Source organism: Plectonema cf. radiosum LEGE 06105 (assembly GCF_015207665.1).
GTDB lineage: Bacteria > Cyanobacteriota > Cyanobacteriia > Cyanobacteriales > Nostocaceae > Rivularia > Rivularia radiosa_A.
In genome coordinates, this window is the sequence record NZ_JADEWL010000029.1 from 13,167 (window position 1) to 36,561 (window position 23,395).

Consider the following 23,395-nt stretch of genomic DNA (forward strand, 5'->3'; position numbering starts at 1 on the left):
CTTGCTATGAAGAGCAGTTGACTTGTAAGTTAATAGGGAGTAGGGTGATGAACTGTAACTATATCTTTGGACAAAGCTTGACACCTTTTCCGAAATGGGTAACTATTGAGATATAGCCTATATCATCAACTGATATGGAAAATATTTCAGAAGTGACTCTAAGTATTGGAGATGCGGCTAAAGAACTTGGCATCTCAACAAAGACATTACGGAGGTGGGCTGATTCAGGAAAGATTCGTTCAGAGCGTTCACCTTCAGGACAAAGAAGATTTTTTCTAGCTGATATTAAACGCATCACACCACGAGAGCTAAACCAGCTAGATGACCGCATAACCATTAATTACGCTCGTGTTTCAAGCTATGACCACAAAGAAGATTTAGTGCGTCAAGTGCAGGTGCTAGAAGCATTCAGCACTACTAATGGATGGCAGTTTGAAACTATCCAAGATTTAGGAAGTGGCTTGAACTATCAGAAAAAAGGACTCCAGAAACTTCTCAAACGCATCATGCAAGGCGATGTTAGCAGACTTGTTTTGACTCATAAAGACAGGTTGCTAAGATTCGGTGCAGAGTTAGTATTTGCAATGTGTGAGGAATTTGAGACAGAAGTGGTAATCATTAACAAGTCAAGCGAGGAAGTGACGTTTGAACAAGAACTGGTACAAGACATGATTGAACTCATAACAGTTTTTTCAGCACGTTTGTATGGCTCTAGAAGCAAGAAAAACAAGAAATTAATTGATGGTATGACTCAAGTTGTTAAGGAGGTACAGTGATGCTTTTAGGCTTCAAAACAGAATTGAAGCTTAACAACTTGCAACGCACAGCATTGATCAAACATTGTGGGGTGGCTCGCCATGCCTGGAATTGGGGACTGGCTCTGACAAAACAAATCCTTGACCATAACAAAATTAATCCCGATTCCAAAATTAAATTTCCTACTGCTATCGACCTACATAAATGGCTCGTAGCATTAGTGAAGTCTGAGAATGCATGGTATTACGAGTGCAGCAAATCTACTCCACAACAAGCGTTAATGGCGTTACGTGAATCCTGGAAACGCTGCTTTAACAAAACAGCAGGAGTTCCAAAATTCAAGAAAAAAGGCAAGCGTGATTCTTTCACTCTTGAAGGCACAGTTAAAATATTGAGCAACAACAAGATTCAAGTACCTGTGATTGGTGTTCTCAAAACTTATGAACGTCTAGCACAGGTCAAACCTAAGTCAGTCATAATTAATCGTCAAGCTGATAGATGGTTTATCAGCTTTCGGTTCGAGGTAGAAACACAAAGCTCAGAACACACAGACGTTGTAGGCGTTGACCTTGGTGTTAAAAACCTTGCCATTATATCTACTGGTGAGGTCATCGCAGGTGCAAAGTCATACAAAAAGTACGAAACAAAGCTGTCTAGAATGCAGTGGTTGAACCGCCATAAAATAATTGGTTCAGCTAACTGGAAGAAAGCACAATTGCAGATAGCTAGGTTACATAGAAAAATAGCCAATATCCGGAAAGATACCTTGCATAAGCTTACAACGCTATTAGCCAATAACCACGGCACAGTAGTCATTGAAGACCTCAATGTATCTGGAATGATGGCTAATCATAAGCTAGCTAAAGCAATCGCTGACATGGGATTTTACGAGTTTCGTAGACAGTTGACCTATAAATGCGAACTGTATAGTTCCAAATTGGTTGTAGTTGACCGATGGTTCCCGTCCACTAAGACTTGCTCTAATTGCGGAACCAAAAAAGAAACACTCACCTTGAATGAGCGAGTGTTTGAGTGTAGTCATTGCGGCTTTGTCATTGACCGTGATTTGAACGCTGCAATCAATCTTAGTTTGTACGCATCCGGCAGTTAGTCGGTGAGAGCCTGTGGACTGGTTAAAGCCGACTTCTCCAGAATGAAGCAGGAATTAAACACCCGCATTCCAAGGATGTATATCAGTGGATAGCTTTGGGTAAGTTTTATATAACGGAGTAGTCAGAAAAATGCTTACATTCATGGCTCGGAAAAAAATTTTCATGTTGAGTGCCTTCAATCTAATAAGTATCATGGAACCGAAAACGCATTTATCAATTCTCAGTCAATAATTATTAATTGTGCATCGATAAAAAATCCCGGTGTATCATATTGATTTGTAGTTGACTTAATAAACTGTGTTTATGGATAGTCATACATTATTTCGTAATAGAGTTGCGGTACTAGCTACCATGCATCGCAAGGAGAGAGTTATCGCTCCAATTTTAGAGAGAGAGTTGGGCATTCAGGTAACAGTACCGCAAAACTTTAATACTGATAGATTTGGTTCTTTTACAAGAGAAATAAAGCGTTCTGGTAGTCAAATAGAAGCAGCAAGATTGAAAGTAGAAAAAGTGCTTTTGTTAACTGGTGAAAGTTTGGGAATTGCTAGCGAAGGTAGTTTTGCTCCTCACCCTCATTTTCCTTATATTTCATGCAATCGAGAAGTGATTATTTTTATTGATCGAGAAAATAATTTAGAAATTATCGGGGAAGAATTATCTACAGATACTAATTACAATCATGCAAAAATTACAGACATCAAACAAGCATTTGAGTTTGGCGAAAAAGTCGGTTTCCCTGAGCATGGTTTGATTGTCATGTTGAATCAAAATCCCAAAAATACTGAGGAGATAATCAAAGGAATCACTACAGAAAAAGCATTAGTTGAAGCCGTAAATCATAGTTTGACAAAATCATTCAATAATACAGTATATCTAGAAACTGATATGCGAGCGATGTGCAATCCCACACGAATGAAAAATATTGAGAAAGCAACTTATAACCTTTTAGAAAAAATTAATAGTTTGTGTCCGAAATGTTCAACACCAGGTTTTGATATTATTAAACGTATCCCTGGATTACCTTGTGAATGGTGTAATACTCCAACTACTTTAACTAAAACTGCAATTTATAAATGCAAAAAATGTGGGTTTGTTAAAGAAAAATTATTTCCTGATGCTAAACAGTTTGCAGATCCGTCTCAATGTATCTACTGCAATCCTTAATTAGGAAGGAATGAGCAGTGAGGAGTTAGGAGTTAGCAGAGGTTGCGCTATAGTTACCCATGTCCTTACAGATGCCCCCGGCGTGAACGCCCTCCAGACGCTTATTCTGGGGAACCAACAAGCAAAGCCCACCGGATGTGGTTAAGTACATATTCATACATAAATGGGATTAAAAGTAAAATATTCCTACTTTACCAATTACCAATTACCCATTACCCATTAGCAAAGTATATTTACTTACAATTGCCCAAAGTACCCGTTGGTGTAACCGCTTCATCTACGGAATCTTTAACTATCATCTTGATGTCTATGACAGAAAAGAATGATATGGAGAGATTCATGCTTCAAAGTTCAGTTCAAATTAAACAACCTACCTTAAAATTTGGTGCGACTGGAGATTCAGTCAAACAATTGCAAAAATTCTTAATCAAGAGAGTTCCCGACGTTGAAAGTCTGGTAATTGATGGTGTATTCGGCGAAATTACTTTATTAGCAGTTGAAATATTTCAGTATCGCACGTTTTTAAAGCAAGATGGTATTGTTGGAGTCGTTACCTGGGAAGCACTTTACATCGGTCAGCGTCCCGATTTACCTTTGTTATATCGCGGTAGTCACTGCGATGATGTTGCTAAAGTTCAAAGTGTTCTCAAATTTTCTCCGTTTGTTCAAGAAATTTTAGGCTTTGACGGTTACTACTTTGACAAAATTGATGGTGTATTTGGATATCAAACTCAAGCAGCAGTTAAGTCTTTTCAAAACGATAAAGAATTAATAGTAGATGGAGTGATTGGCTCTCAAACCTGGGATTATCTAATGGAACTTGCAGCTTTGATTAGTCACTTTGGTTTATAGTTTTTGGCTTTACCACAACAAAGAAAAGCAAACGGGGAGATGTTTCTTTTCCTGGTAAGCTTGCTTAGCTAAGCAGCAAAATGCTCTAATACCATTTTTATATGAAGCTGCAAAAAAAATACACCCCGTCAGGGTTAAGAAGTCGGGTTTCTTTTAGAAACCCGACTTCTATTTAAACAATTAATTAATATATAATTCAAAATATAATTCAAAAGGCTTTGTTGCATAATTAGTTCGATCTAAAATCCAAAATCCAAAATCTAAAATCTAAAATTCCTGTGTGGACTTCCCTACACGCAAGCGTACATCATACGATACGTTCGCGACATCTCTTGAAGCGTAATCAAAGATTATTAATTGCAGTTTCTGGCGGACAAGATTCTCTGTGCTTAACTCAGCTAATGTTAGATTTACAACCTAAATGGGGTTGGTATCTTGGTATTGTTCATTGCGACCACAAATGGCGCGACGACTCGCAAGCAAACGCTAAGTATGTCGAACAACTTGCCGAGAAATGGGGTATACCTTTTTACTTAGAGACAGCTTCCCAACCGTTGAAAAGTGAAGCAGCAGCACGAAATTGGCGGTATCAAGTTTTTAGCGCGATCGCCTTTACAAATAATTATCAATGCATAATAACAGGGCATACTGCAACCGATAGAGCGGAAACTTTGCTTTATAATTTAATTCGCGGTAGCGGTGCAGATGGTTTACAGGCTTTAACTTGGCAGCGTCCGCTATTAAATCAGATTATGCTGGTACGTCCGCTTTTAGAAGTAACTCGTAGCCAAACGGGTAAATTTTGTCAAGATTTTCAATTACAAATTTGGTTAGATTCCACAAACCTTGATTTGAAATATGCTCGCAATCGTATTCGTCAGGAATTATTACCATATTTACAAGAAAAATTCAACCCAAAAGTAGAGTCAAATTTAGCTCAAACAGCAGAACTTTTACAAGCCGAAGTAGAATATTTAGAGCAAGCTGCCGATGAATTGCGTCAAAAAGCTGAAGTTCAAACTGACGAGCCAGAGAATTCTTTCACCCTTTTACGCTTGAATCGTCAAGTATTGCAAAAAGCGCCATTAGCCTTGCAACGTCGAGCGATACGCCAAATTTTACAACAAATAATGTCCAACGCTCCGAACTTCGAGCATATTGAAAAATTAGTCGCTTTAATTGCAGCACCAAACCGCTCCCAAACTGATCCATTTCCCGGAGGTGTTATAGCTGTAGTAGAGGACGAATGGATTTGTTTGATATGCTAGCTATCCGATCTCCCACTATACACCGTTGTTGAGGACTGGTAACTGATAACTAAGCCATTAAATTATCGATAAAAGAACGCATCTGGGTAACCGCTTGGTGTTGGGAATCACCACTTTCCTCTAATTGTGTCAAAGCTTCACTAATAGCTTGTAATTTGTGTCGCAAACCATCCAAGGAATCCTGTATTGGTTGAAGAGTTTCTTGATAAAGATTAACTCTAGCCCAAATTTGAGCATTTGCAGTTTGCAGGGCGGACAAGTTTTCCTCCATTGTTTGCAATTCTTGACGTTTAATATCTTGTTCTTCAGTTTGAGTGTCAATTATTTCCCGTGCCGCTTGAATGCTATGACGCATTTGCTCGATTTCAGCTTGTAATTGTTCCAGTTGTTGGGAATACTTTTGTCGCTCTCGTTCAATTTGATTTACTATTGGACTTAAATCTAATTGTTGACTTTTTTGGTTTGCTTGATTTCCTTCTCTGTGAGAGAGTAATGTTTGGTGCTGTGTGAGTAATTCCTGACGCTCTACCAAACTACGACGCTGACCGACTAAAGTTTCGTTGAGCATCTGATAACTGTCTTTTTCATCAGAAAGTTCTTCTTCTAGTGCAGAACGTTCAGCTTGAGAAACTGAGTTGATCTTTTCTTGCAATTCATCTATTGTTTGTTGCTTGTAGTTGAGTTCTTGTTCCTGTTCTTCAACAAAGCTGGAGTCAATATTTAATTTATGCTGCAAATCTTCAACTGTTTGTTTGAGTTCTGCTGTAGATAAAGATTCTACAATTTCTACATCAAAATTAAGAGTTAAATTAGACTGGGTAGAATTACTATAATTTTCATTCAACGAGTTAAGCTGCTCGTGTAATTTTTCACGTTCGTGCAATTGCTCTTGTAGCATCTGCAAATGTTCTTGTTTGCTTTCAAGAGTCGCGGTATTTGACTTCAATTCTAATGTCTTTTCGTATAAAGAATCTTGAGTTTGCTGCAAAAAACAATTAGTTGCTTGAAGTTGCTGTGATAAACGCTCAACTTCTGCCAGATGTTCGTTAGCTTCGGCTTTTTGGTTTTCGAGTTGTTGAAAATGAGGATTCAGGATAGATTGCTGAGTTTCTATCATCTCGAATGCATGATTGAGATGTTCGCGAACCTTTGAGGGTTGAGTAATATTACTAGAGAGTTTTTCTAATAAATCACTGATTAACCGAGCTTTTTCCTCATCTAAAACCGCTCCTTGGTTAACTTCAGCACTAACTTCTTCCAAGCGACGCTGTTCACCGCGCAAATGCTCCCAAGCACCCGCAAGTTCTTGACGATTGCGCTCGATTTCTTCTTGTAATCGTTGAATTTCCTGACGAGAAGTTTCAACTTCTTGAAGTTTTGCATCTACCTGCTGCGCTTCTTGTTCGATTTGTTGCACTTGTTCTTCTCGTGCTTCCAAATCCATTTCACGGCGGCTTAATTCCTGTCCTTGAAATGTTAGCGATTCTTTCCACTGGTCTATTTCCTCTTCTTTGACTTTGAATTTTTCCAATTGACGGGAAAAATTCTGCAAAATGGTTACTAGTGGACGACCAGCTTCTTGCAATCGCTGTACCTGACGAGTTGCATTCAGTTCAGCTAGCACAAGTGCGCCATCATTTAGTTTGCTGGCTTCTTCAGCCGCAATTACTTCCTCGTTTACCGTACTCCAATTCTGGTCTTTTCGTTGACAAGCCAGCAGTTTTAGTTCGGTTTTGGCACCACCACCGAGTAACCCACCCTTTTGTTTTTGTACTTCCGCTAAATACAGCACACCGCAAATCCTTATTGATGTACTTGAATGATGTTTCTTAAAACGATAGATAACGACATTACTGGTTTATTTCACTTCAAATCGGCGAAATAATACAACTGTAAATGTCAATCAATTTTGGATTTTGGATTGACGATTTTAGATTGTCCCCGTAAATCAATTCAGGGGCTTGAGAATTTTGGATTAACTTTCATTCCGTCCGTAAGACATAAATCGATTTGTGACCTAGTGGAAACTAGGCGCTTGAAATCTTTGATAGTTGATAGTTTAATCCAAAATCCCTCTTCAAAAGTTTGCTCAGATCCAATTTGACATCAGAAACTTTCCGCAAAATCTCAAATCTCAAATCTCAAATTTTTTCGGTCATATGCGTTGTTAATCATTGCATATTGATTTTTATATAATCGACTTCCATCGTATCTGTACATTTTCTACTTATGAAGTGGTCAATGGCTACCGTATTATTACCAACTATCAACAGGATTATTAAGGAATATTTCGTTTCACTTGAATAAAAACACGAACAAATCAGAAACTTGTCTAGGTTGATGCTAATCTTTTTTGCAAATCCTCAATTTTGATTGTTGCTGAGTTATAAATAAAAATCATCTAGTTGGTAAAATTTTTGTCTGAGTGTTTTGAGCTTTTTTGCTAATTATTCAAATATTTCTGTTAACTCTGGAAAAAATTGGACACAATGAACAAAGAATGTAAACTGGATAACAAGGAGTGCCTAGTTGCTAAATGCAGGGAAATTTAAGTGAGATTGATGTACACAGTATCCTGCAATTGATTGAGTTGGGACAGCGAACTGGGTCACTGTTTATTGAAGCTGATGATTCGTGTAACACTAGTAAGTTTGGTTACGGTTATACTGAAGCATCTTTGCCCCGGACTTGGTTTGTTTTTTTTCTCAACGGTCAAATAATTTACTCTCAAGAAGGTAATAGTACTGTATTCCGTCTTCGCGATTACTTACGGTACTACCGAATTAAACTGCAAGGAGAAGAAACACTTTCAAAAAAGGATTCTGATAAGTCATTGTCTGCACCCGAATACAGCTATTTATGGAGGCTATTAGAGCAAGATATTATTAATCCGATTCAGGCTCGTAGCATTGTATATGGGTTGGTACATGAAACTCTTTTTGATTTATTGAGTTTGCGTCAAGGCAATTTTATTTTTGAGTCGGATCAACCTTTAGCCCCGCAACTGACTAGTTTGGAAATTGCGCCTCTTGTGAGCAAAATTTTCAAGCAGTTACAGGAGTGGAAGCAGCTATATCCCTATATTCAGTCTCCAGATCAATGTCCTTTTTTGACTGACATTCACCGTCTACGTTCCTCTTTGGCTTCTTCTACTGTCGAAAAATTACAACATTGGACAGATGGTAAAACTTCCCTGCGTCAACTCGCTCGCTACCTAAATCGAGATGTTTTGACATTAGCAAAAGCAATATATCCTTACGTACAACAGGGTTTAATACATATAGTATCCCAAGATACCGTGCTATCTTTAACCCATGAACCAGAAACCGTGCAGCACTCGCAGAAAAACCAACAAGCCATAGTATGTATTGACGATACAGCCGCGATTTGCGAAAGTGTGAAGTCTATTTTACAACTACAAGGCTATAATGCAATCGCCTTTACTAATTCTTTGGAGGCGCTCAATTGCGTTTTTCAACTACAGCCGCATTTGATTTTATGCGATATTGTCATGCCCGGTTTGGATGGTTACGAACTTTGTGCAATGCTGCGACACTCTAGCGCATTCCGACTCGTTCCGATTATCATGCTTAGCGGCACAAGTAGCTATATCGATAGAGTTCGAGCAAAGATGGTGGGGGCTACAGACTATTTGACAAAGCCCTTCGAGCAAACCGAATTGCTATTGTTAATTAGAAAATATCTTGTTCGAGCCTCCAGTGCGATCGCCAACGTCGGAGAAAGCAGCACTTGTTGATTCAAGCAAAGTATCACGAACTGGAAATTAAGCTAATTATCAAAATACTTACTAGAACCGTGAATAAATAATTTTTTTAATCGAGCAAAATTCGGGGTTTGAAGCTGCAAGTTAATTTTTGGACAAAGCTACCCACGGCTACCTTTATATTAAGTAAGCAGCTTTTATATGATTACGGTAATATTACTTGTTAATTGGTCTAAATTTGGTCATATTAAGTCCAGGAAGTAGTGATTGAGTGAAATGCTTAAAAGAAAGAAATGATTCAAAATGTTACTTACCCAACAATAACTGGATAAGCTGCAAGTTTTTCGGGAATAGCTTTTCGGAGTTACCATCATGCTGTTAGGTTTTAAAACCCAATTGAAACTTAATAATCACTTTACTCGCACATCGTTGATCAAACATTGTGGAGTAGCACGTCATAGTTGGAACTGGGGACTGACTTTAACCAAGCAAATTATTGACCACAATAAACGATTACCCGATGCCAAAATAAAATTTCCCACTGCTATTGACTTGTACAAGTGGTTAGTGGCATTCGTGAAGTCTGAAAACCAATGGTATTACCAATGCTCTAAATCCACACCTCAGCAAGCTTTAATGGCTTTAAGGGAATCTTGGAAACGTTGTTTCAATAAGACTGCTGGTGTTGCCAAATTTAGGAAAAAAGGTAAACGTGACTCTTTCACCCTTGAAGGTACAGTCAAAATTTTAGGCCATAACAAGATTCAACTGCCTGTTATTGGTGTCCTCAAAACTTACGAACGACTACCACAGGTGTTAATCAAGTCCTGTACAATATCTCGTCAAGCTGATAGATGGTTTATTAGTTTTCGATTTGACGTAGAACAACAGGATAATGGTAATACAAGTGTTGTAGGTGTTGACCTTGGCGTGAAAACCCTTGCGACGTTATCGACTGGTGAAATAATCACAGGTGCTAAATCTTACAATAAATATGAAGCAAAGTTGTCCAGGATGCAGTGGTTAAACCGCCATAAAATTATCGGTTCAGCTAACTGGAAAAAAGCCCAAATTCAAATTGGTAGACTGCACAGAAAGATTGCCAACATTCCTAAAGAGACGCTTCACAAGTTAACAACATCACTTGCCAAAAACCACGGCATAGTAGTGATTGAAAACCTGAATGTATCTTCGATGTTAGCTAATCATAAACTGGCTTCATCGATTGCTGATATGGGATTTTACGAGTTTCGTAGACAGTTGACCTACCATTTGTGAACTGTATGGCTCAAACCTGGTTGTGGTTGACCGTTGGTTCCCGTCTAGCAAGACCTGTTCTAGTTGTGGAATCAAAAAAGAAATACTCATTTTGGCTGAACGAGTGTTTGAATGTGACCATTGCGGTTTTACTTTAGACGGCGATTTGAACGCTGCAATCAATTTGAGTAAAGCTGTCAGTTAGACAGTGTTAGCCTATGCACTGGATAACGCCGACGTTCCCAGAGTGAAGCAGGAAGTAAACGCCTTCATTCCTTTCGATATATATTGATGGGTAGCTTTGGATAAGTTTTATTTAACGGACATCTACATCGGGAGGTAATGAGACATTTATGAGTACAGTTCTGATTGTGGAAGATAGTATTGCACAAAGGGAGATGATTACAGACCTGCTGAGGGCGAGTGGTTTGTCAGTCACTCACGCTTCGGACGGACTAGAGGCACTACAGACAATTCAAAATATTTGTCCCGATTTAGTAGTGTTAGATATCGTCATGCCCCGGATGAATGGTTATGAAGTTTGTCGCCGGTTAAAGTCCGATCCGAAAACTCAAAATGTGCCGGTTGTCATGTGTTCCTCTAAAGGCGAAGAATTCGACCGTTACTGGGGAATGAAACAAGGGGCGGATGCTTATATTGCCAAACCTTTTCAACCAACGGAATTGGTCGGAACAGTCAAACAACTGCTGCGAGGATAAGGAGCAAAGTAATATGGATCACAAACCGGATTTTTTAGGAGGTGTCGGACAAGATCAACTCCGTCCTGAATTAAATGTCGAAAGTAAGGACGGGGAATTACATTTACGATTTTTCATTCCCTCGCATCAGGAGTTTGCATTACCAGCAACTGGTATCCGGGAGGTAATTCAATTAAGTCCTGACAGAATGACTCCGATTCCTAATGTTTCACCTTTACTTTTGGGTACTCTAAATTTAAGAGGTCGTGTGATTTGGGTAGCTGACTTGGGTCAGTTTCTTGGAGAAACAACTCAATTAAATACCGATAGGGCAGAAATTTCAGTGATTGCGATCGAAGAACAAGACACGATAGTAGGTTTGGCCGTTGAAGAAATCGGAGGTATGGACTGGCTTGATGTACAGCATCTAAGAGTGCCTACCAACGTGCCGGATACCATGGCTCCTTTTCTAAAAGGAGAATGGTTCATAGATACCGAAATCTCTCGGTGTCTGCGGTTGCTCGACCAAATGGCAATTTTACGGAGTGCCCGGTGGGCCCGATGACCGAAAGGAGGCAAGAAATGGCACCAAGTATAGATTATACACAAATATATCAGCAGGCTTATAAAGCCTATGTACAGAAAGATTATCAACAGGCAGCTCAACTGATTGACCAGGTAGTACAGCATTTGACTGATGACCCCAATACTCATTTACTCAGGGGTCATATATATTATGTTTTACAAAAGTACGATGTTGCACAAGGTGAATATGAGGCGGTATTAAATTTAACAGATAATCCAGAAATTGTTGATTTTGCTCGTAATGGTCTGGAAAATATCAATAATTATCAAAATCAAATCCAACCAGATGTCCAAAATCACGAAGTTGATGATGTCCGTCAAGATATAAATTTATCGGATTTTTTCCCCAAGGAAGAGAAGCCTGTTGATAATTTTTTGGATGACGATACTAATAGCAATTCGGATAGCAATAACTTTGCTTTTTCTACTTTTAATGAAAATGAAGAAGTTACAGAGTTACTCAACGAACCTGCTTTAACTAGTCCATTTGATTTAGATGATCGTAGTCAGGTATTTGATGCAATACCGAATTTACAAGAAAATAATTTGAGTGATAATCCTTTTGCTCAAAATGAATTTGTAGAAGCAGATGTTAATCAAAACGATGGAGGAATTTCAAAAGCCGAACTGGAATTACCTTCTTTTTGGCAACAAGATATAAAGGAAGAGACTGCAAAAGATTTAGGTGAAGATTCTATTCTTTTACATTTAGAACCGGAAACGAATTCCCAGCAAAATCCCTTTGTACAATCTGAATTACCACCCAGTAACAGTTTACAAGAGGAAGATTTATTTTTCGAGGATAATCCGGTTGAAGATAGTGAAAGTTTTAGCTTACCGAGCAAGTTTTTTGATGATGATTTTTCTCAAGTAGAATCAAAGCAATATCCGGAATCCCCAGAAAACTTACAACATCAGGATGACAGTTTTGACTTAGAAGCATTTGAAGAAGTTTTTGGTACTGACGATTTTGTAACTAATAATGAAGAAACCAAGAGTGTTATCAAACCCAAGGATAACAGCAGTAGCAATAATCGCAATAACATCGAATATTTAGATGAATTTGATGAATTTGACGATTTAGGCAATATTTCAGCTTTTGATTTATCGACGGGAAATCCGACATTTTCTGATATACTTCCTCATTCTGGTTCGCTGCAAACTAATGGCAATTTGAGCAGTAATCACTCACAAAGCTCGACTTCTAATGGAATTAGTAATGGTAGCTCCGATGATGAATTTGGAGACAGTATAGAAACCGATAATGCTCCTTTAACGCAAAGAGATGCAGAACTCTTTAGTATTTCCGGTTCCCAAGAAGCGGTTCCAGTTTTTACTCAAAACGATCGCAATAAAATAGAACCGCAAGTAAATGTTGATCAAGGAATTTTTGCGGTTTTAGAAAATGCTCCATTACAAACAAAACAATGGTTAACTGCGGGAATGGTGGGGATTACCTCCAGTGTAGTAGTAGCAGTTGTCAGTTTCGGAGCGACAAGTTTTTCTGCTCCTAACCAGCGGGAATCTATACGCAATACGGGTTGGGCAATGTCCTTAGCAGCTGGAATCGCCGGTTTTGTCACTGCCGGAACAATGGGACATCTGACTCTTAAACAAGTTCGTCGTACCACCAAAGATTTACAAACTCAGTTTGATTGTGTGCGTAAGGGTAATTTGAACGCACAAGCTACGGTGTATTCTGAAGATGAATTTGGGCAATTAGCTGCTGGCTTTAATGAAATGGCGCGGGTGATTTTTACAACAACCCATGAAGCTACACGGAAAGCTCAAGAGCAGGAAGAAGCAAAAGAAAATTTGCAGCGTCAGGTAATTCGTTTGCTTGATGATGTGGAAGGAGCAGCCAGAGGTGATTTGACGGTACAAGCGGAAGTTACAGCCGATGTACTCGGAGCAGTTGCCGATGCTTTTAACTTGACGATTCAAAATCTCCGGGATATCGTCCAACAGGTAAAAGTTGCAGCCAGAGAAGTTACCAAAGGAGCCACAAATTCGGAAACTTTTGCCAGAGCCTTATCTAGTGATGCTTTACGACAAGCGGAAGAATTGGCGGTAACGCTCAATTCTGTCCAGGTAATGACTGATTCGATTCAAAGGGTAGCCGAAGCAGCCAGAGAAGCCGAAGCAGTAGCCCGCGACGCTAGCGAAATTGCTCTTAAAGGTGGGGAAGCTGTGGAAAATACTGTAGCAGGTATTTTGGAAATTAGAGAAACTGTTGCTGAAACAACTCGAAAAGTCAAACGATTGGCGGAATCTTCCCAGGAAATTTCTAAAATTGTCGCTTTGATTTCTCAGATTGCTTCGAGAACTAATTTATTAGCTCTCAATGCCAGTATTGAAGCCGCTCGTGCGGGAGAATCTGGACGGGGGTTTGCCATTGTTGCCGATGAAGTTCGTCAACTTGCTGATAAGTCTGCTAAATCATTGAAGGAAATCGAACAAATTGTGATGCAAATTCAGAGCGAAACCGGCTCTGTAATGACTGCAATGGAAGAAGGTACACAACAAGTAATTAAAGGTACTAAATTGGCTGAAGAAGCTAAGCGTTCCTTGGAAAATATCATCCAAGTTGCCAATCGAATTGATATATTAGTACGTTCTATTACTACAGATACTGTGGAACAAACGGAAACATCTCGTGCTGTAGCTCAAGTAATGCAATCGGTAGAATTAACCGCTCAAGAAACTTCTCAAGAAGCCCAAAGAGTTTCCGGAGCTTTACAGCATTTAGTGGGTGTATCCCGCGATTTGATTTCCTCTGTGGAACGTTTCCGAGTCGAAACTGCTGAATCAAGATAAAAAGGTTAAAGGTTAAAGGTTAAAGGTCAAAAACACCTAACTACCAAATCCTAATTCCTAACTCTACCTCTGTTAAAGTGAAGTTTTTTCTAACCTAATAATCAGGTTTTCAGCTTTGCACCGATTACAATTTGAAGGCAAAAATAATATTTACGCTCAATTTTTAGGTTTAAAATTTGGGTATATAACGTAAGAATAAGGCTTCCAACTAATACTAAGTTGGTACACCGTCTTCAGGGGTACTCCCAACTCCCAACTCCCAACTCCCAACTCCCAACTCCCAACTCCCAACTCCCAACTCCCAACTCCCAACTCCTAACTCCTAACTCCTAACTCCTAACTCCTAACTTACCAAGACGGTTATATTATGCTACCGGAACAACAACAACGCATTTTAGGATACTTTATTGAAGAAGCAACAGACCACCTGAATACTATTGAGCAGGGGTTGTTAAATCTCCAGAGTACTCTTAATGACCCGGATTTAATTAACGAAGTTTTCCGGGCTGCTCACTCGATTAAAGGAGGAGCAGCAATGCTTGGTTTGAGTAGCATTCAGCGTACTTCTCACCGTCTTGAAGACTGTTTCAAGGTTCTTAAGGATAGTCCGGTCAAAATCGATCAAAAGCTAGAATCTTTGTTTCTTGGGGTTTCCGATACTCTAAAAGTGCTATTAGAGCATTTGAGCGGACCTTTTGGTTTGACGGAGGAAACTGCAAATACTTTAATGGCTGAAGCTGAACCTGTATTTACTTGGCTCCACGAACATTTAGAAAAGCTGGTGCAACAGTCTACTGGTGAAAATGGGGTTGTTGCCGCCACTGAGAATAATCAATCACAACCAACCCTAGAAAATACCGCAGTATCTACTGGAAATAATTATCGCCAACTGCAAGCAGAAGTATTGAATAAACTGCGGCAGATGTTGCAATTATTTAAACAGCCAGCCACCCCTGAAAATCGGCAAAAGCTCTGGGAATGTACTGATTATTTAGCTGAGCTAGGAGATAAATTTAACTTGTCTGCTTGGAGTCATTTGTGTCGTTCGATGACAAGCGCGATCGCAACTGAAGAAAATACTTATCTAACTTTAGCCAAAATTGCGATTACTGAGATTAAACAAGCGTTGGAGCTAGTTTTAGCAAATCGGGAAAATCAAATTGTCATTAGTGAGCAATTAGAAGCATTAATTCCGGCTGCTCCAGTGGAATTGTTGGATATCAGCAATTTAGAGTTTGATGAACCCGACACGGAATTACTGGTAAACCCACCAACAGATAATTATTCAGAAGTTGCGGCTGTGGAAGCTTTGCATTTAACATCTCAAAATAATCAAGCCGATAGCATTCAAGCAGAAGACAATATTAACAGTTTGTTTGAGTTATCTGACCAATTGGACGATAATGTTGATGATAGTGTCGATCGCGATGCACCGACAGTAATTCATGAATTAAATATTCACGGTCCAGAAGTAGGAGTATCTGAATTAAATACTCTGGCTGATTTATTTGAAGGAGAATCTTCCGAACTTGATGAAAATTGGCAACAAGAGAAAATAATTGATGCAAAAGCCGATAAATCCCAAAAACGCGATCGCGATGTAGAAGCCAATATTGACCAAGCTAAAGATACCGATAGCGAATTTGCAGATTTTCTCTCGTTTGAACAGGAAAGTTCTCAAGATAACCCAACAACTGCTAAAGAAGAAATGACAATAATGCAGTTATTTGGTGAAGATTTTTCAGAATTAGATTTAGAAGATTTTAAAAATACTGGTAGCAAAGAGTTTGCGGGTAATGAGTTATTCACAAATGATGGTGAACAAGAAATTAATGATTTACTCGAACTTAGTTTCGATGATAATAATGATTACAATACTGGTGAAGATGAATTAGATTCGCTTTTTGATGAACCTGTTTCTCATCGCGAACAATCTACAGAGAAAACTGTTGATTTTGACGATTTATTTCCAGAAATTGCGGTAGATGAAATAGCAGATGTTACAGCACAAGAGGAAACATTTGATTTACCAAACTTTGAGCAAGTCGGTTTAAATACTTTATTTGGTGAATTTGAAAAACCAAGAGAAGAAAAAGACTATAGTGATTTATTCGATGATTCTTCAGCCGAAGTAATCGAAAATTTGGGTAATATCTGGGAAAAAACGGAAATCATACCTCATGAAGATGTCGCAAAGATATTAGAAGAAAATTTGCTTGAAGCTAGTAATGATCAAGTATCTGAATTTGTCAGCGTAGATTTTGAATTAGAAGATTTAGAGGATAATTCCAAAGATTCCACATTTTCTCCGGATGTTGTAGATGATTTATTGGAATTAACGCTGAGTGCTGAAAATGCTGATGATGATGATTTCTTTGCAACTGGGGAACAAGATAATTTAAGTTTAATCGAAGTTGATAATCATGATGCTCAGCAATCATCTGCTGTGGAAGATTATTTCCTTGCAACTTTCTCGAAACAAGATAATTTAAATTTACTTGAAGTCAATGATAATCATATTGAGCAATTAGCTGTAGAAGAAGATTTAATAGAAGAAGATTTATTTACAAGTTTCTCGGAACAAGATAATAATTTTAATTTACTTGAAATCGATGATAATCATATTGAGCAATTAGCTGTAGAAGAAGATTTAATAGAAGAAGATTTATTTACAAGTTTCTCGGAACAAGATAATTTAAATTTACTTGAAATCGATAATGATATAGATAATCCTTTTGCACAACCATCTTCAGAAATAGATTACACCGAATCATCTTTTGATTTGGAAGTTATAACAGAAGTAAGTCCCCATAGAGATTCATCAGAAGATTTAGAAAATATTACAACTAATTCCGAAGCACAATTAATTGATGACTTATTTTCCCAAGATATTGCTTTTGATGACGAAATTAGTTTACAAGCAACATCAAAAGAAGAAAAAATCACCTTTTTACCTTTTAATTCCGAATCAAATGAGGAAGAAGAACTAAAATTTGATGATTTTTCTGACTTAGAATCCTTACTCGAACAGCAAGAATTCCCAGATGCAGAATTTGCAGCCTTAGAAGATTTACTTGTCCTCGACAATCAGCAACAATCAGCAGTCAAAGACACAGATGAATCCGTAAATACCGAAGACACCTTAACTATCAATGATGAATTCAGCGACTTAGAAAACCTACTTAAACAAGCTAATACATCCATACCCCGTACAAGTCAAAGCAACTCCACTTCTCCTAAAAATACTCGCAGCAGTAAAGGGGAACAATTAATGCGGGTTCCGGTGAAGCATTTGGATAACTTGAGTAACCTGGTTGGGGAATTGGTAGTCAATCGCAACACATTGGAACAAGACCAAGAAAGAATGCGACAATCTCTTGATAACTTGCTCCATCAAATACAGAATCTTTCCGATGTCGGTGCGAGAATGCAAGAACTTTACGAGCGTTCGTTATTGGAAGCATCTTTACTCGCCAGTCGTAAAGACAACAGTGGTGGTAATTATAATTTCAATACAGATAGGGGTTTCAGTGAATTAGAAATGGATCGGTTTACTCCTTTTCATACCCTATCCCAAGAAATGATTGAATTGATTGTTCGGGTGCGAGAGTCAGCCAGTGATATTGACTTTGTGGTTGAAGATAACGAAAGAGTAGCGCGTCAGTTTCGTCAAGTTACTTCACAATTGCAAGAAGGAATAACGCGATCGCGAATGGAAGCGTTTTCTCAGGTAACAACTCGTTTGGAACGAGGAGTACGAGATAATTCGATTAAGTGCGGTAAGCAAGTGAATTTGATTATCGAAGGTCAGGATACTTTGGTTGATAAAATGATTCTTCAGTATCTGAGCGATCCTTTGACTCATTTATTAAATAACGCCATTGTCCACGGTATTGAAACTCCTGAAGAAAGAGAATCCAGGGGTAAACCTGCTCAAGGAACAATCAAAATTCGCGCTTTCCACCAAGGTAATCAAACGGTGATTTCCGTAAGCGATGACGGTGCTGGGATTGATGCTGAAAAAGTGAAGAAAAAGGCAGTCAAAGTAGGTTTAATTACAGCCGAACAAGCAAAAACTATATCCCGAATGGAAGTATACGAACTATTATTCCATTCCGGTTTCAGCACTAAAGATGAAGCTGACCAACTTGCAGGGCGTGGTGTCGGAATGGATGTAGTTAGGACTTCCATCAGTGAAATCCGAGGAGCAATTACTACGGATTCCAGTTTGGGTAAGGGAACTAAATTTACAATTCGTTTACCGCTAACCTTGAGTATTTGTAAAGCTTTATGCTGTGTTTCTGATAAAGCTAGAATTGCTTTCCCCATGGATGGTGTGGAAGATACCATGGATATGCCGGTTAAAAACATTCGCGAAGATGCCGATGGTAAGAAATATATACTTTGGCGCGATCGAAAACTACCGTTCCGTCCTCTCAAAGAGTTGTTAACATTTAACCGTCTCCTGAGTCGCGGTATCGTTTACGGTGGTAACAGAGATGATGATATGGTTTCTGTAATTGCAGTGCGTTCGGGGAATACGATGATTGCACTGCAAATTGACCAAGTTTTGAGCGAGCAGGAAATTGTCATTAAGCAATTTGAAGGACCCGCACCAAAACCTGTCGGTGTAGCAGGCGCTACCATCCTCGGAGATGGTCGAATTATGCCGATTGTTGATGTGCTGGAGTTAATTGACATCTTTGAGGGTCGGACATCGAAACAAAGTAGCGTTAGTCTTTGGGAGCAAAAAGATACTCTTATACCTGTAGAACCTGCGGATGCAAAAATTGACCCCACAGTCCTGATTGTTGATGATTCAATTACAGTGCGCGAATTACTTTCTCTTACCTTTACTAAAGCTGGTTATCGTGTAGAACAAGCCCGTGACGGACAAGAAGCCTGGGATAAATTGCGTTCCGGTTTACCTTGCGATATTGTCTTCTGTGACATCGAAATGCCCCGTTGTGACGGATTAGAATTACTATCGCGCATTCAGAAAAACCCCGATTTGAATAATTTACCCATTGCCATGTTAACTTCCCGTGGTGCCGATAAACATAGACAAATGGCAATTCAATTAGGTGCGAGCGGGTATTTTACTAAGCCTTATTTAGAAGAAGCTTTACTGGAAGCTGCTGTGAGGATGCTCAAAGGTGAAAAGTTGGTTGTTAGTGGTTAGTTGTTGGTTGTTAGTAGTTAGTTGTTAGTGGTTAGTTGTTGGTTGTTAGTTGTTAGTAGTATTAAGAAGTGGGGTTTTTAGCTGCAATATCTGTAGTATCGAACAATCATCGTAAAAACCCGACTTCTCACCCTACAAGACAGTCAATCCTCGATTCAATACCTGATATGAAGTCCGGTTACTCCTATCCCGCTAGAAAATTACCGATTTCTCTTTATCTCTTTCCTTTGCGTTCTCTGCGCGGCAGTTGCTACAACGGAGGGAGCCTCCGCAACGCACTGCCTTGTCTCTGCGGTTTTTTTTGGCTAATCTTTTAACGGGAAGGGAGTAATTGCTTACTATATGACGATTACGCATTTATCCAAAACCCATTACCAGCCCTCACAGAAATACCGGAGTGTTTAACCGGACATAATATGACTTGATTCCTGCTTCCACACTAGCTTTAAATTCATCAAACCATTCAAACATCACTCATCTCCATTCAATGGACGAATTCTATATAGCCTTAATTTACCCAAATATTCCCAAATTTTTCTGGAATAAATCAAAAAATGCGTAAAAATTCAATTTCATATGTATATTATTGAAAAACGTTATGCACGATAACGCACTATCTGTATATATTTGAAATTCAATACCAAGCTTGAATGAAAAAATTGTTTACGCTTCTACCTAAATTTTTAGCTATCTTTTTGACAATAGTTATTATTTGTACATTTTTGTACTATATAAAAGTATCTTCTTCCCAGAAAAACATGACTACTGTACACAATTTAAACTATCCAGCAACTAGTAAAAGCGAACAAGTTGATAATTACCATGGTACTAAAGTTGCAGACCCCTACCGTTGGTTAGAAAATCCCGATTCTCCAGAAACTAAAGCTTGGGTGGAAGCGCAAAACAAAGTTACTTTTGGTTTTTTAGAAAAAATTCCTCAGAGAGAGGATATCAAGAAACGTTTGACGAAATTATGGGATTATGAAAAATATGGCGTTCCTTTTAAGGAGGGGAATCGTTATTTTTATTTTAAGAATGACGGGTTACAAAATCAAAGTGTTTTATATACTTTGAAAACCCTTGACGATAAACCAATAGTTTTACTTGATCCGAATCAACTTTCAGAAGATGGTACTGTTGCTCTTTCTGGTATATCTATTAGTGAAAACGGTGAATATTTAGCTTATGGTATATCAGTTGCTGGTTCCGATTGGCAAGAATGGAAGGTGAGAAATATTGACACGGGTGAAGATTTAAAAGACCATTTACGATGGATTAAATTTTCTGGAGCTTCTTGGACTAATGATAGTAAAGGTTTTTTCTACAGCAGTTACGATGAACCAAATGCAAAAACTAAGTTAGAAGATGTTAATTACTATCAAAAGCTTTATTATCATCAGTTAGGTCAACCCCAGTCAGAAGATACTTTAATTTATCAACGTTCTGATCAAAAAGAGTGGGGTTTTAACGGTAGTGTTACCGAAGATGGACGTTATTTGATTATTTCGGTTTGGTTGGGAACTGATTCTAAAAACTTAGTTTTTTATCAGGATTTAACTAATCCTAAGAGTGAAGTTGTCGAATTAATCAATAAATTTGAATCATCTTATAGTTTTATTGATAATGACGCAAATGTTTTTTATTTTCAAACTGATTTAAATGCATCACGAGGAAAAGTTATTGCTATTGATACGAAAAAACCGGATTCTAAAAATTGGCAAGAAATAATTTCTGAAACTACAGAAACTTTAGAAAGTGTAGGTACTCTCAACAATCAATTTGTTGCAGAATATCTTAAAGATGCTCGCAGTCAAATCAAAATTTTTGAACTTAACGGTAATTTTGTTCGAGAAATCGAATTACCTGGCATTGGTTCTGTAGGTGGTTTTAATGGTAAAAGCAGTGACACCGAAACCTTTTATCAATTCACCAGCTTTACTGCACCGGGAACCATTTACCGTTACGATATGATAACGGGTGAAAGTAAGGTTTTTCGAGAACCAAAAGTAGATTTTAATGCTGATAATTACGAAACCAAACAGGTTTTTTACAAAAGCAAAGATGGTACTCAAATACCAATGTTTATTACCCATAAAAAGGGAATTAAATTAGATGGAAATAATCCGACATTTCTTTACGCTTACGGCGGTTTTAACGTTTCTTTAACACCAACCTTTTCAGTTAGCAGCTTGATATGGATGGAAATGGGTGGAGTTTACGCCGTACCTAATATACGCGGTGGTGGTGAATATGGTGAAGCATGGCATCAAGCGGGAATCAAAGATAAAAAACAAAACGTCTTCGATGACTTTATTGCAGCAGCGGAATGGTTGATAGACAATGGTTATACTAAATCGGAGAAATTGGCGATCGCCGGTGGTAGTAATGGTGGATTATTGGTAGGTGGTTGTATGACGCAGCGTCCCGATTTATTCGGTGCAGCGTTACCATCTGTAGGGGTAATGGATATGTTGCGTTTCCATAAGTTTACCATCGGTTGGGCTTGGGTTCCGGAATACGGTTCCTCAGAAAATCCCGAAGATTTCAAAACTCTTTATGCTTATTCACCTTTGCATAATTTGAAACTGGGGACAGCTTATCCAGCGACTTTGATAACTACAGCCGATCATGATGATCGAGTAGTACCCGCACACAGTTTCAAATTTGCCGCAGCATTACAAGCAGCTCATGATGGAGATGCACCAGTATTAATAAGAATTGAAACAAAAGCTGGACATGGTGCAGGTAAACCGACAACAAAGATTATTGAAGAAGCTGCGGATAAGTGGGCTTTTTTGGTGAAGACTTTGGGAATTGAAAAAGTACAATTTGGTTCATAGTTTCGCTTTAGCGCATCCGGGTGCGTTATGGAGATTTGTCCTAACGCATCGTTATTTTATTTCTTCTTGCCAAAATATTAAAAAACCACAGAGACGCTAAGAGCGCTGAGGAAAGAAGTAAAGAGAGATGGCTAAAACATGGTAGTTATTTTCTTATTGTTCCCTTAAAATTCATAGCTTTTAACAAACCGGAAAAATCGTAATAGCAATTTTATCTATGCTTCGTTAAAAATTTATAATTATCTCAAGAAAAATGATGATAAAAAATATCATTTACTTCGACTTAATTCAAAGGATCTGCTTTTTATGATATTTCCTGCATCTGCATTGGTTTGCAATAATTGGGTTTCCGTGTCAACGTTCAATCTACAATATAAACTCGCTTTAAAGCAGCCACCAACTCTTTCATAAACTCAACAAAAACAATTATTTTCGGTTTCTGCCAAAATTCACTCCGAGTCATTTGCTACAAAGTCAACTTGTTCGTAAAGGTCACTTAATGTAAGTTGAAAATCAACAGTTTCTAACGAAAATAAGGCAGATTCCCCTTCAATTTCATCAAAAAGCCATTTACCATTGGCAGTTTTCACGTAATGCATTACATGATATTGATATTGATCTATTAAAATATATTCTTTAAATTCTGGAATCGAACGATAATATAAAAACTTATTTCCTTGGTCGTAATTTTGTGTTGATTTTGATAAAACTTCTGCAATTAATGAAGGATTCATAACGGTAGTTGTGTTGTTTCCTGTGTAAACAGGTTGTCCCTCTATTAGCATCACATCAGGATAAGTATGCTGACGATATTTAGGTATCCATAAACGCACATCGGCTATATAAATCCGACAATTTTGCTTTTTGGTGGCAATTTTTAAAGAAGCAGCCAAATTTAGAGCAATTTGATTGTGATTGGTAGTCCCACCCGTCATTGGTATAATTTCTCCGTCGCGGTACTCGCTCTTAAATTCTGCTTGTTCTTCTAGTTCTAAATATTCTTCCGGAGTGTAGAAGCGTTTGACTGTTTGTACTTCTTTCGTCATAGTTTTTATTTTCATAAAACATGATCTATTTCTCGATAATTTTCGATGCGAGGACGCTATAACGATAAATCTTCAAAAATATGATTCCTAT

Annotated in this window: 15 protein-coding genes; 13 read left to right on the forward strand and 2 right to left on the reverse strand. The window is 38.3% G+C overall.

The features are described 5' to 3' along the window. Window positions 1–134: 134 nt before the first annotated feature. The 5 genes from IQ247_RS11475 to tilS all read left to right on the forward strand — a co-directional run bounded on the left by IQ247_RS11475 (window position 135) and on the right by tilS (window position 5,155). Window positions 135–776, forward strand: a complete 642-nt coding sequence (locus IQ247_RS11475; RefSeq protein WP_193920021.1) for an IS607 family transposase — start codon at window positions 135–137, stop codon at window positions 774–776. Next, entirely contained in the window at window positions 776–1,867 is a 1,092-nt protein-coding gene (locus tag IQ247_RS11480) for an RNA-guided endonuclease InsQ/TnpB family protein (RefSeq protein WP_193920023.1), read from the forward strand. The genes IQ247_RS11475 and IQ247_RS11480 overlap by 1 nt, the downstream gene beginning before the upstream one ends. Window positions 1,868–2,171: 304 nt before the next feature. After that, on the forward strand, window positions 2,172–3,035 hold the full coding sequence (locus IQ247_RS11485; protein WP_193920025.1) for a DUF6671 family protein: 864 nt from the start codon (window positions 2,172–2,174) through the stop codon (window positions 3,033–3,035). Between the two features lie 135 nt (window positions 3,036–3,170). Further along, a complete protein-coding gene (locus tag IQ247_RS11490) occupies window positions 3,171–3,887 on the forward strand; it encodes a peptidoglycan-binding domain-containing protein (RefSeq protein ID WP_228059656.1) in 717 nt (238 codons plus the stop codon). A 272-nt stretch (window positions 3,888–4,159) separates the two neighbouring features. Beyond that, window positions 4,160–5,155: a tRNA lysidine(34) synthetase TilS gene (gene tilS / locus IQ247_RS11495; RefSeq protein WP_322745489.1), complete on the forward strand. Its 996-nt coding sequence runs from the start codon at window positions 4,160–4,162 to the stop codon at window positions 5,153–5,155. 49 nt (window positions 5,156–5,204) lie between these two features. On the opposite strand, the gene hmpF is transcribed toward tilS, so the two are convergent. Next, entirely contained in the window at window positions 5,205–6,947 is a 1,743-nt protein-coding gene (gene hmpF, locus IQ247_RS11500) for a pilus motility taxis protein HmpF (protein WP_193920035.1), read from the reverse strand. A 744-nt stretch (window positions 6,948–7,691) separates the two neighbouring features. Between hmpF and IQ247_RS11505 the strand changes: the two genes are divergently transcribed. From IQ247_RS11505 to IQ247_RS11535, 8 genes are all read left to right on the forward strand, one after another. Next, window positions 7,692–8,912 (forward strand): response regulator, encoded by a 1,221-nt coding sequence (locus tag IQ247_RS11505; protein WP_193920037.1) that lies wholly within the window; start codon window positions 7,692–7,694, stop codon window positions 8,910–8,912. Window positions 8,913–9,251: 339 nt separating this feature from the next. Beyond that, the gene (locus IQ247_RS11510; RefSeq protein ID WP_228059657.1) at window positions 9,252–10,157 is read left to right on the forward strand and encodes an RNA-guided endonuclease InsQ/TnpB family protein; all 906 of its coding nucleotides are present in this window, start codon (window positions 9,252–9,254) and stop codon (window positions 10,155–10,157) included. 22 nt (window positions 10,158–10,179) lie between these two features. After that, the gene (locus IQ247_RS32530; protein WP_322745486.1) at window positions 10,180–10,341 is read left to right on the forward strand and encodes a zinc ribbon domain-containing protein; all 162 of its coding nucleotides are present in this window, start codon (window positions 10,180–10,182) and stop codon (window positions 10,339–10,341) included. A gap of 148 nt (window positions 10,342–10,489) precedes the next feature. Next, window positions 10,490–10,855 carry a response regulator transcription factor gene (locus IQ247_RS11515; RefSeq protein WP_193920039.1) on the forward strand — a complete coding sequence of 122 codons (366 nt, stop codon included), beginning with the start codon at window positions 10,490–10,492 and terminating at the stop codon, window positions 10,853–10,855. A 13-nt stretch (window positions 10,856–10,868) separates the two neighbouring features. Further along, entirely contained in the window at window positions 10,869–11,399 is a 531-nt protein-coding gene (locus IQ247_RS11520) for a chemotaxis protein CheW (protein ID WP_193920041.1), read from the forward strand. Between the two features lie 17 nt (window positions 11,400–11,416). Further along, entirely contained in the window at window positions 11,417–14,236 is a 2,820-nt protein-coding gene (locus IQ247_RS11525; RefSeq protein WP_193920043.1) for a methyl-accepting chemotaxis protein, read from the forward strand. 367 nt (window positions 14,237–14,603) lie between these two features. Further along, window positions 14,604–19,418, forward strand: a complete 4,815-nt coding sequence (locus tag IQ247_RS11530) for a hybrid sensor histidine kinase/response regulator (protein WP_193920045.1) — start codon at window positions 14,604–14,606, stop codon at window positions 19,416–19,418. A gap of 758 nt (window positions 19,419–20,176) precedes the next feature. Then, window positions 20,177–22,258 (forward strand): prolyl oligopeptidase family serine peptidase, encoded by a 2,082-nt coding sequence (locus IQ247_RS11535; RefSeq protein WP_228059658.1) that lies wholly within the window; start codon window positions 20,177–20,179, stop codon window positions 22,256–22,258. A 449-nt stretch (window positions 22,259–22,707) separates the two neighbouring features. Here IQ247_RS11535 and IQ247_RS11540 read toward each other — a convergent pair whose 3' ends face one another. Further along, on the reverse strand, window positions 22,708–23,319 hold the full coding sequence (locus tag IQ247_RS11540; protein ID WP_193920049.1) for a Uma2 family endonuclease: 612 nt from the start codon (window positions 23,317–23,319) through the stop codon (window positions 22,708–22,710). Window positions 23,320–23,395: the final 76 nt, after the last annotated feature.

What these genes read in the sequence shown, in the direction of transcription:
- IQ247_RS11480 (WP_193920023.1), top strand. Translation starts at nt 776, where the DNA reads ATGCTTTTAGGCTTCAAAACAGAATTGAAGCTTAACAACTTGCAACGC.
- IQ247_RS11485 (WP_193920025.1), top strand. Translation starts at nt 2,172, where the DNA reads ATGGATAGTCATACATTATTTCGTAATAGAGTTGCGGTACTAGCTACC.
- IQ247_RS11505 (WP_193920037.1), top strand. Translation starts at nt 7,692, where the DNA reads ATGCAGGGAAATTTAAGTGAGATTGATGTACACAGTATCCTGCAATTG.
- IQ247_RS11520 (WP_193920041.1), top strand. Translation starts at nt 10,869, where the DNA reads ATGGATCACAAACCGGATTTTTTAGGAGGTGTCGGACAAGATCAACTC.
- IQ247_RS11490 (WP_228059656.1), top strand. Translation starts at nt 3,171, where the DNA reads ATGTGGTTAAGTACATATTCATACATAAATGGGATTAAAAGTAAAATA.
- IQ247_RS11530 (WP_193920045.1), top strand. Translation starts at nt 14,604, where the DNA reads ATGCTACCGGAACAACAACAACGCATTTTAGGATACTTTATTGAAGAA.
- IQ247_RS11540 (WP_193920049.1), bottom strand. Translation starts at nt 23,319, where the DNA reads ATGAAAATAAAAACTATGACGAAAGAAGTACAAACAGTCAAACGCTTC.
- IQ247_RS11525 (WP_193920043.1), top strand. Translation starts at nt 11,417, where the DNA reads ATGGCACCAAGTATAGATTATACACAAATATATCAGCAGGCTTATAAA.
- IQ247_RS11535 (WP_228059658.1), top strand. Translation starts at nt 20,177, where the DNA reads ATGACTACTGTACACAATTTAAACTATCCAGCAACTAGTAAAAGCGAA.
- IQ247_RS11510 (WP_228059657.1), top strand. Translation starts at nt 9,252, where the DNA reads ATGCTGTTAGGTTTTAAAACCCAATTGAAACTTAATAATCACTTTACT.
- IQ247_RS11475 (WP_193920021.1), top strand. Translation starts at nt 135, where the DNA reads ATGGAAAATATTTCAGAAGTGACTCTAAGTATTGGAGATGCGGCTAAA.
- IQ247_RS11515 (WP_193920039.1), top strand. Translation starts at nt 10,490, where the DNA reads ATGAGTACAGTTCTGATTGTGGAAGATAGTATTGCACAAAGGGAGATG.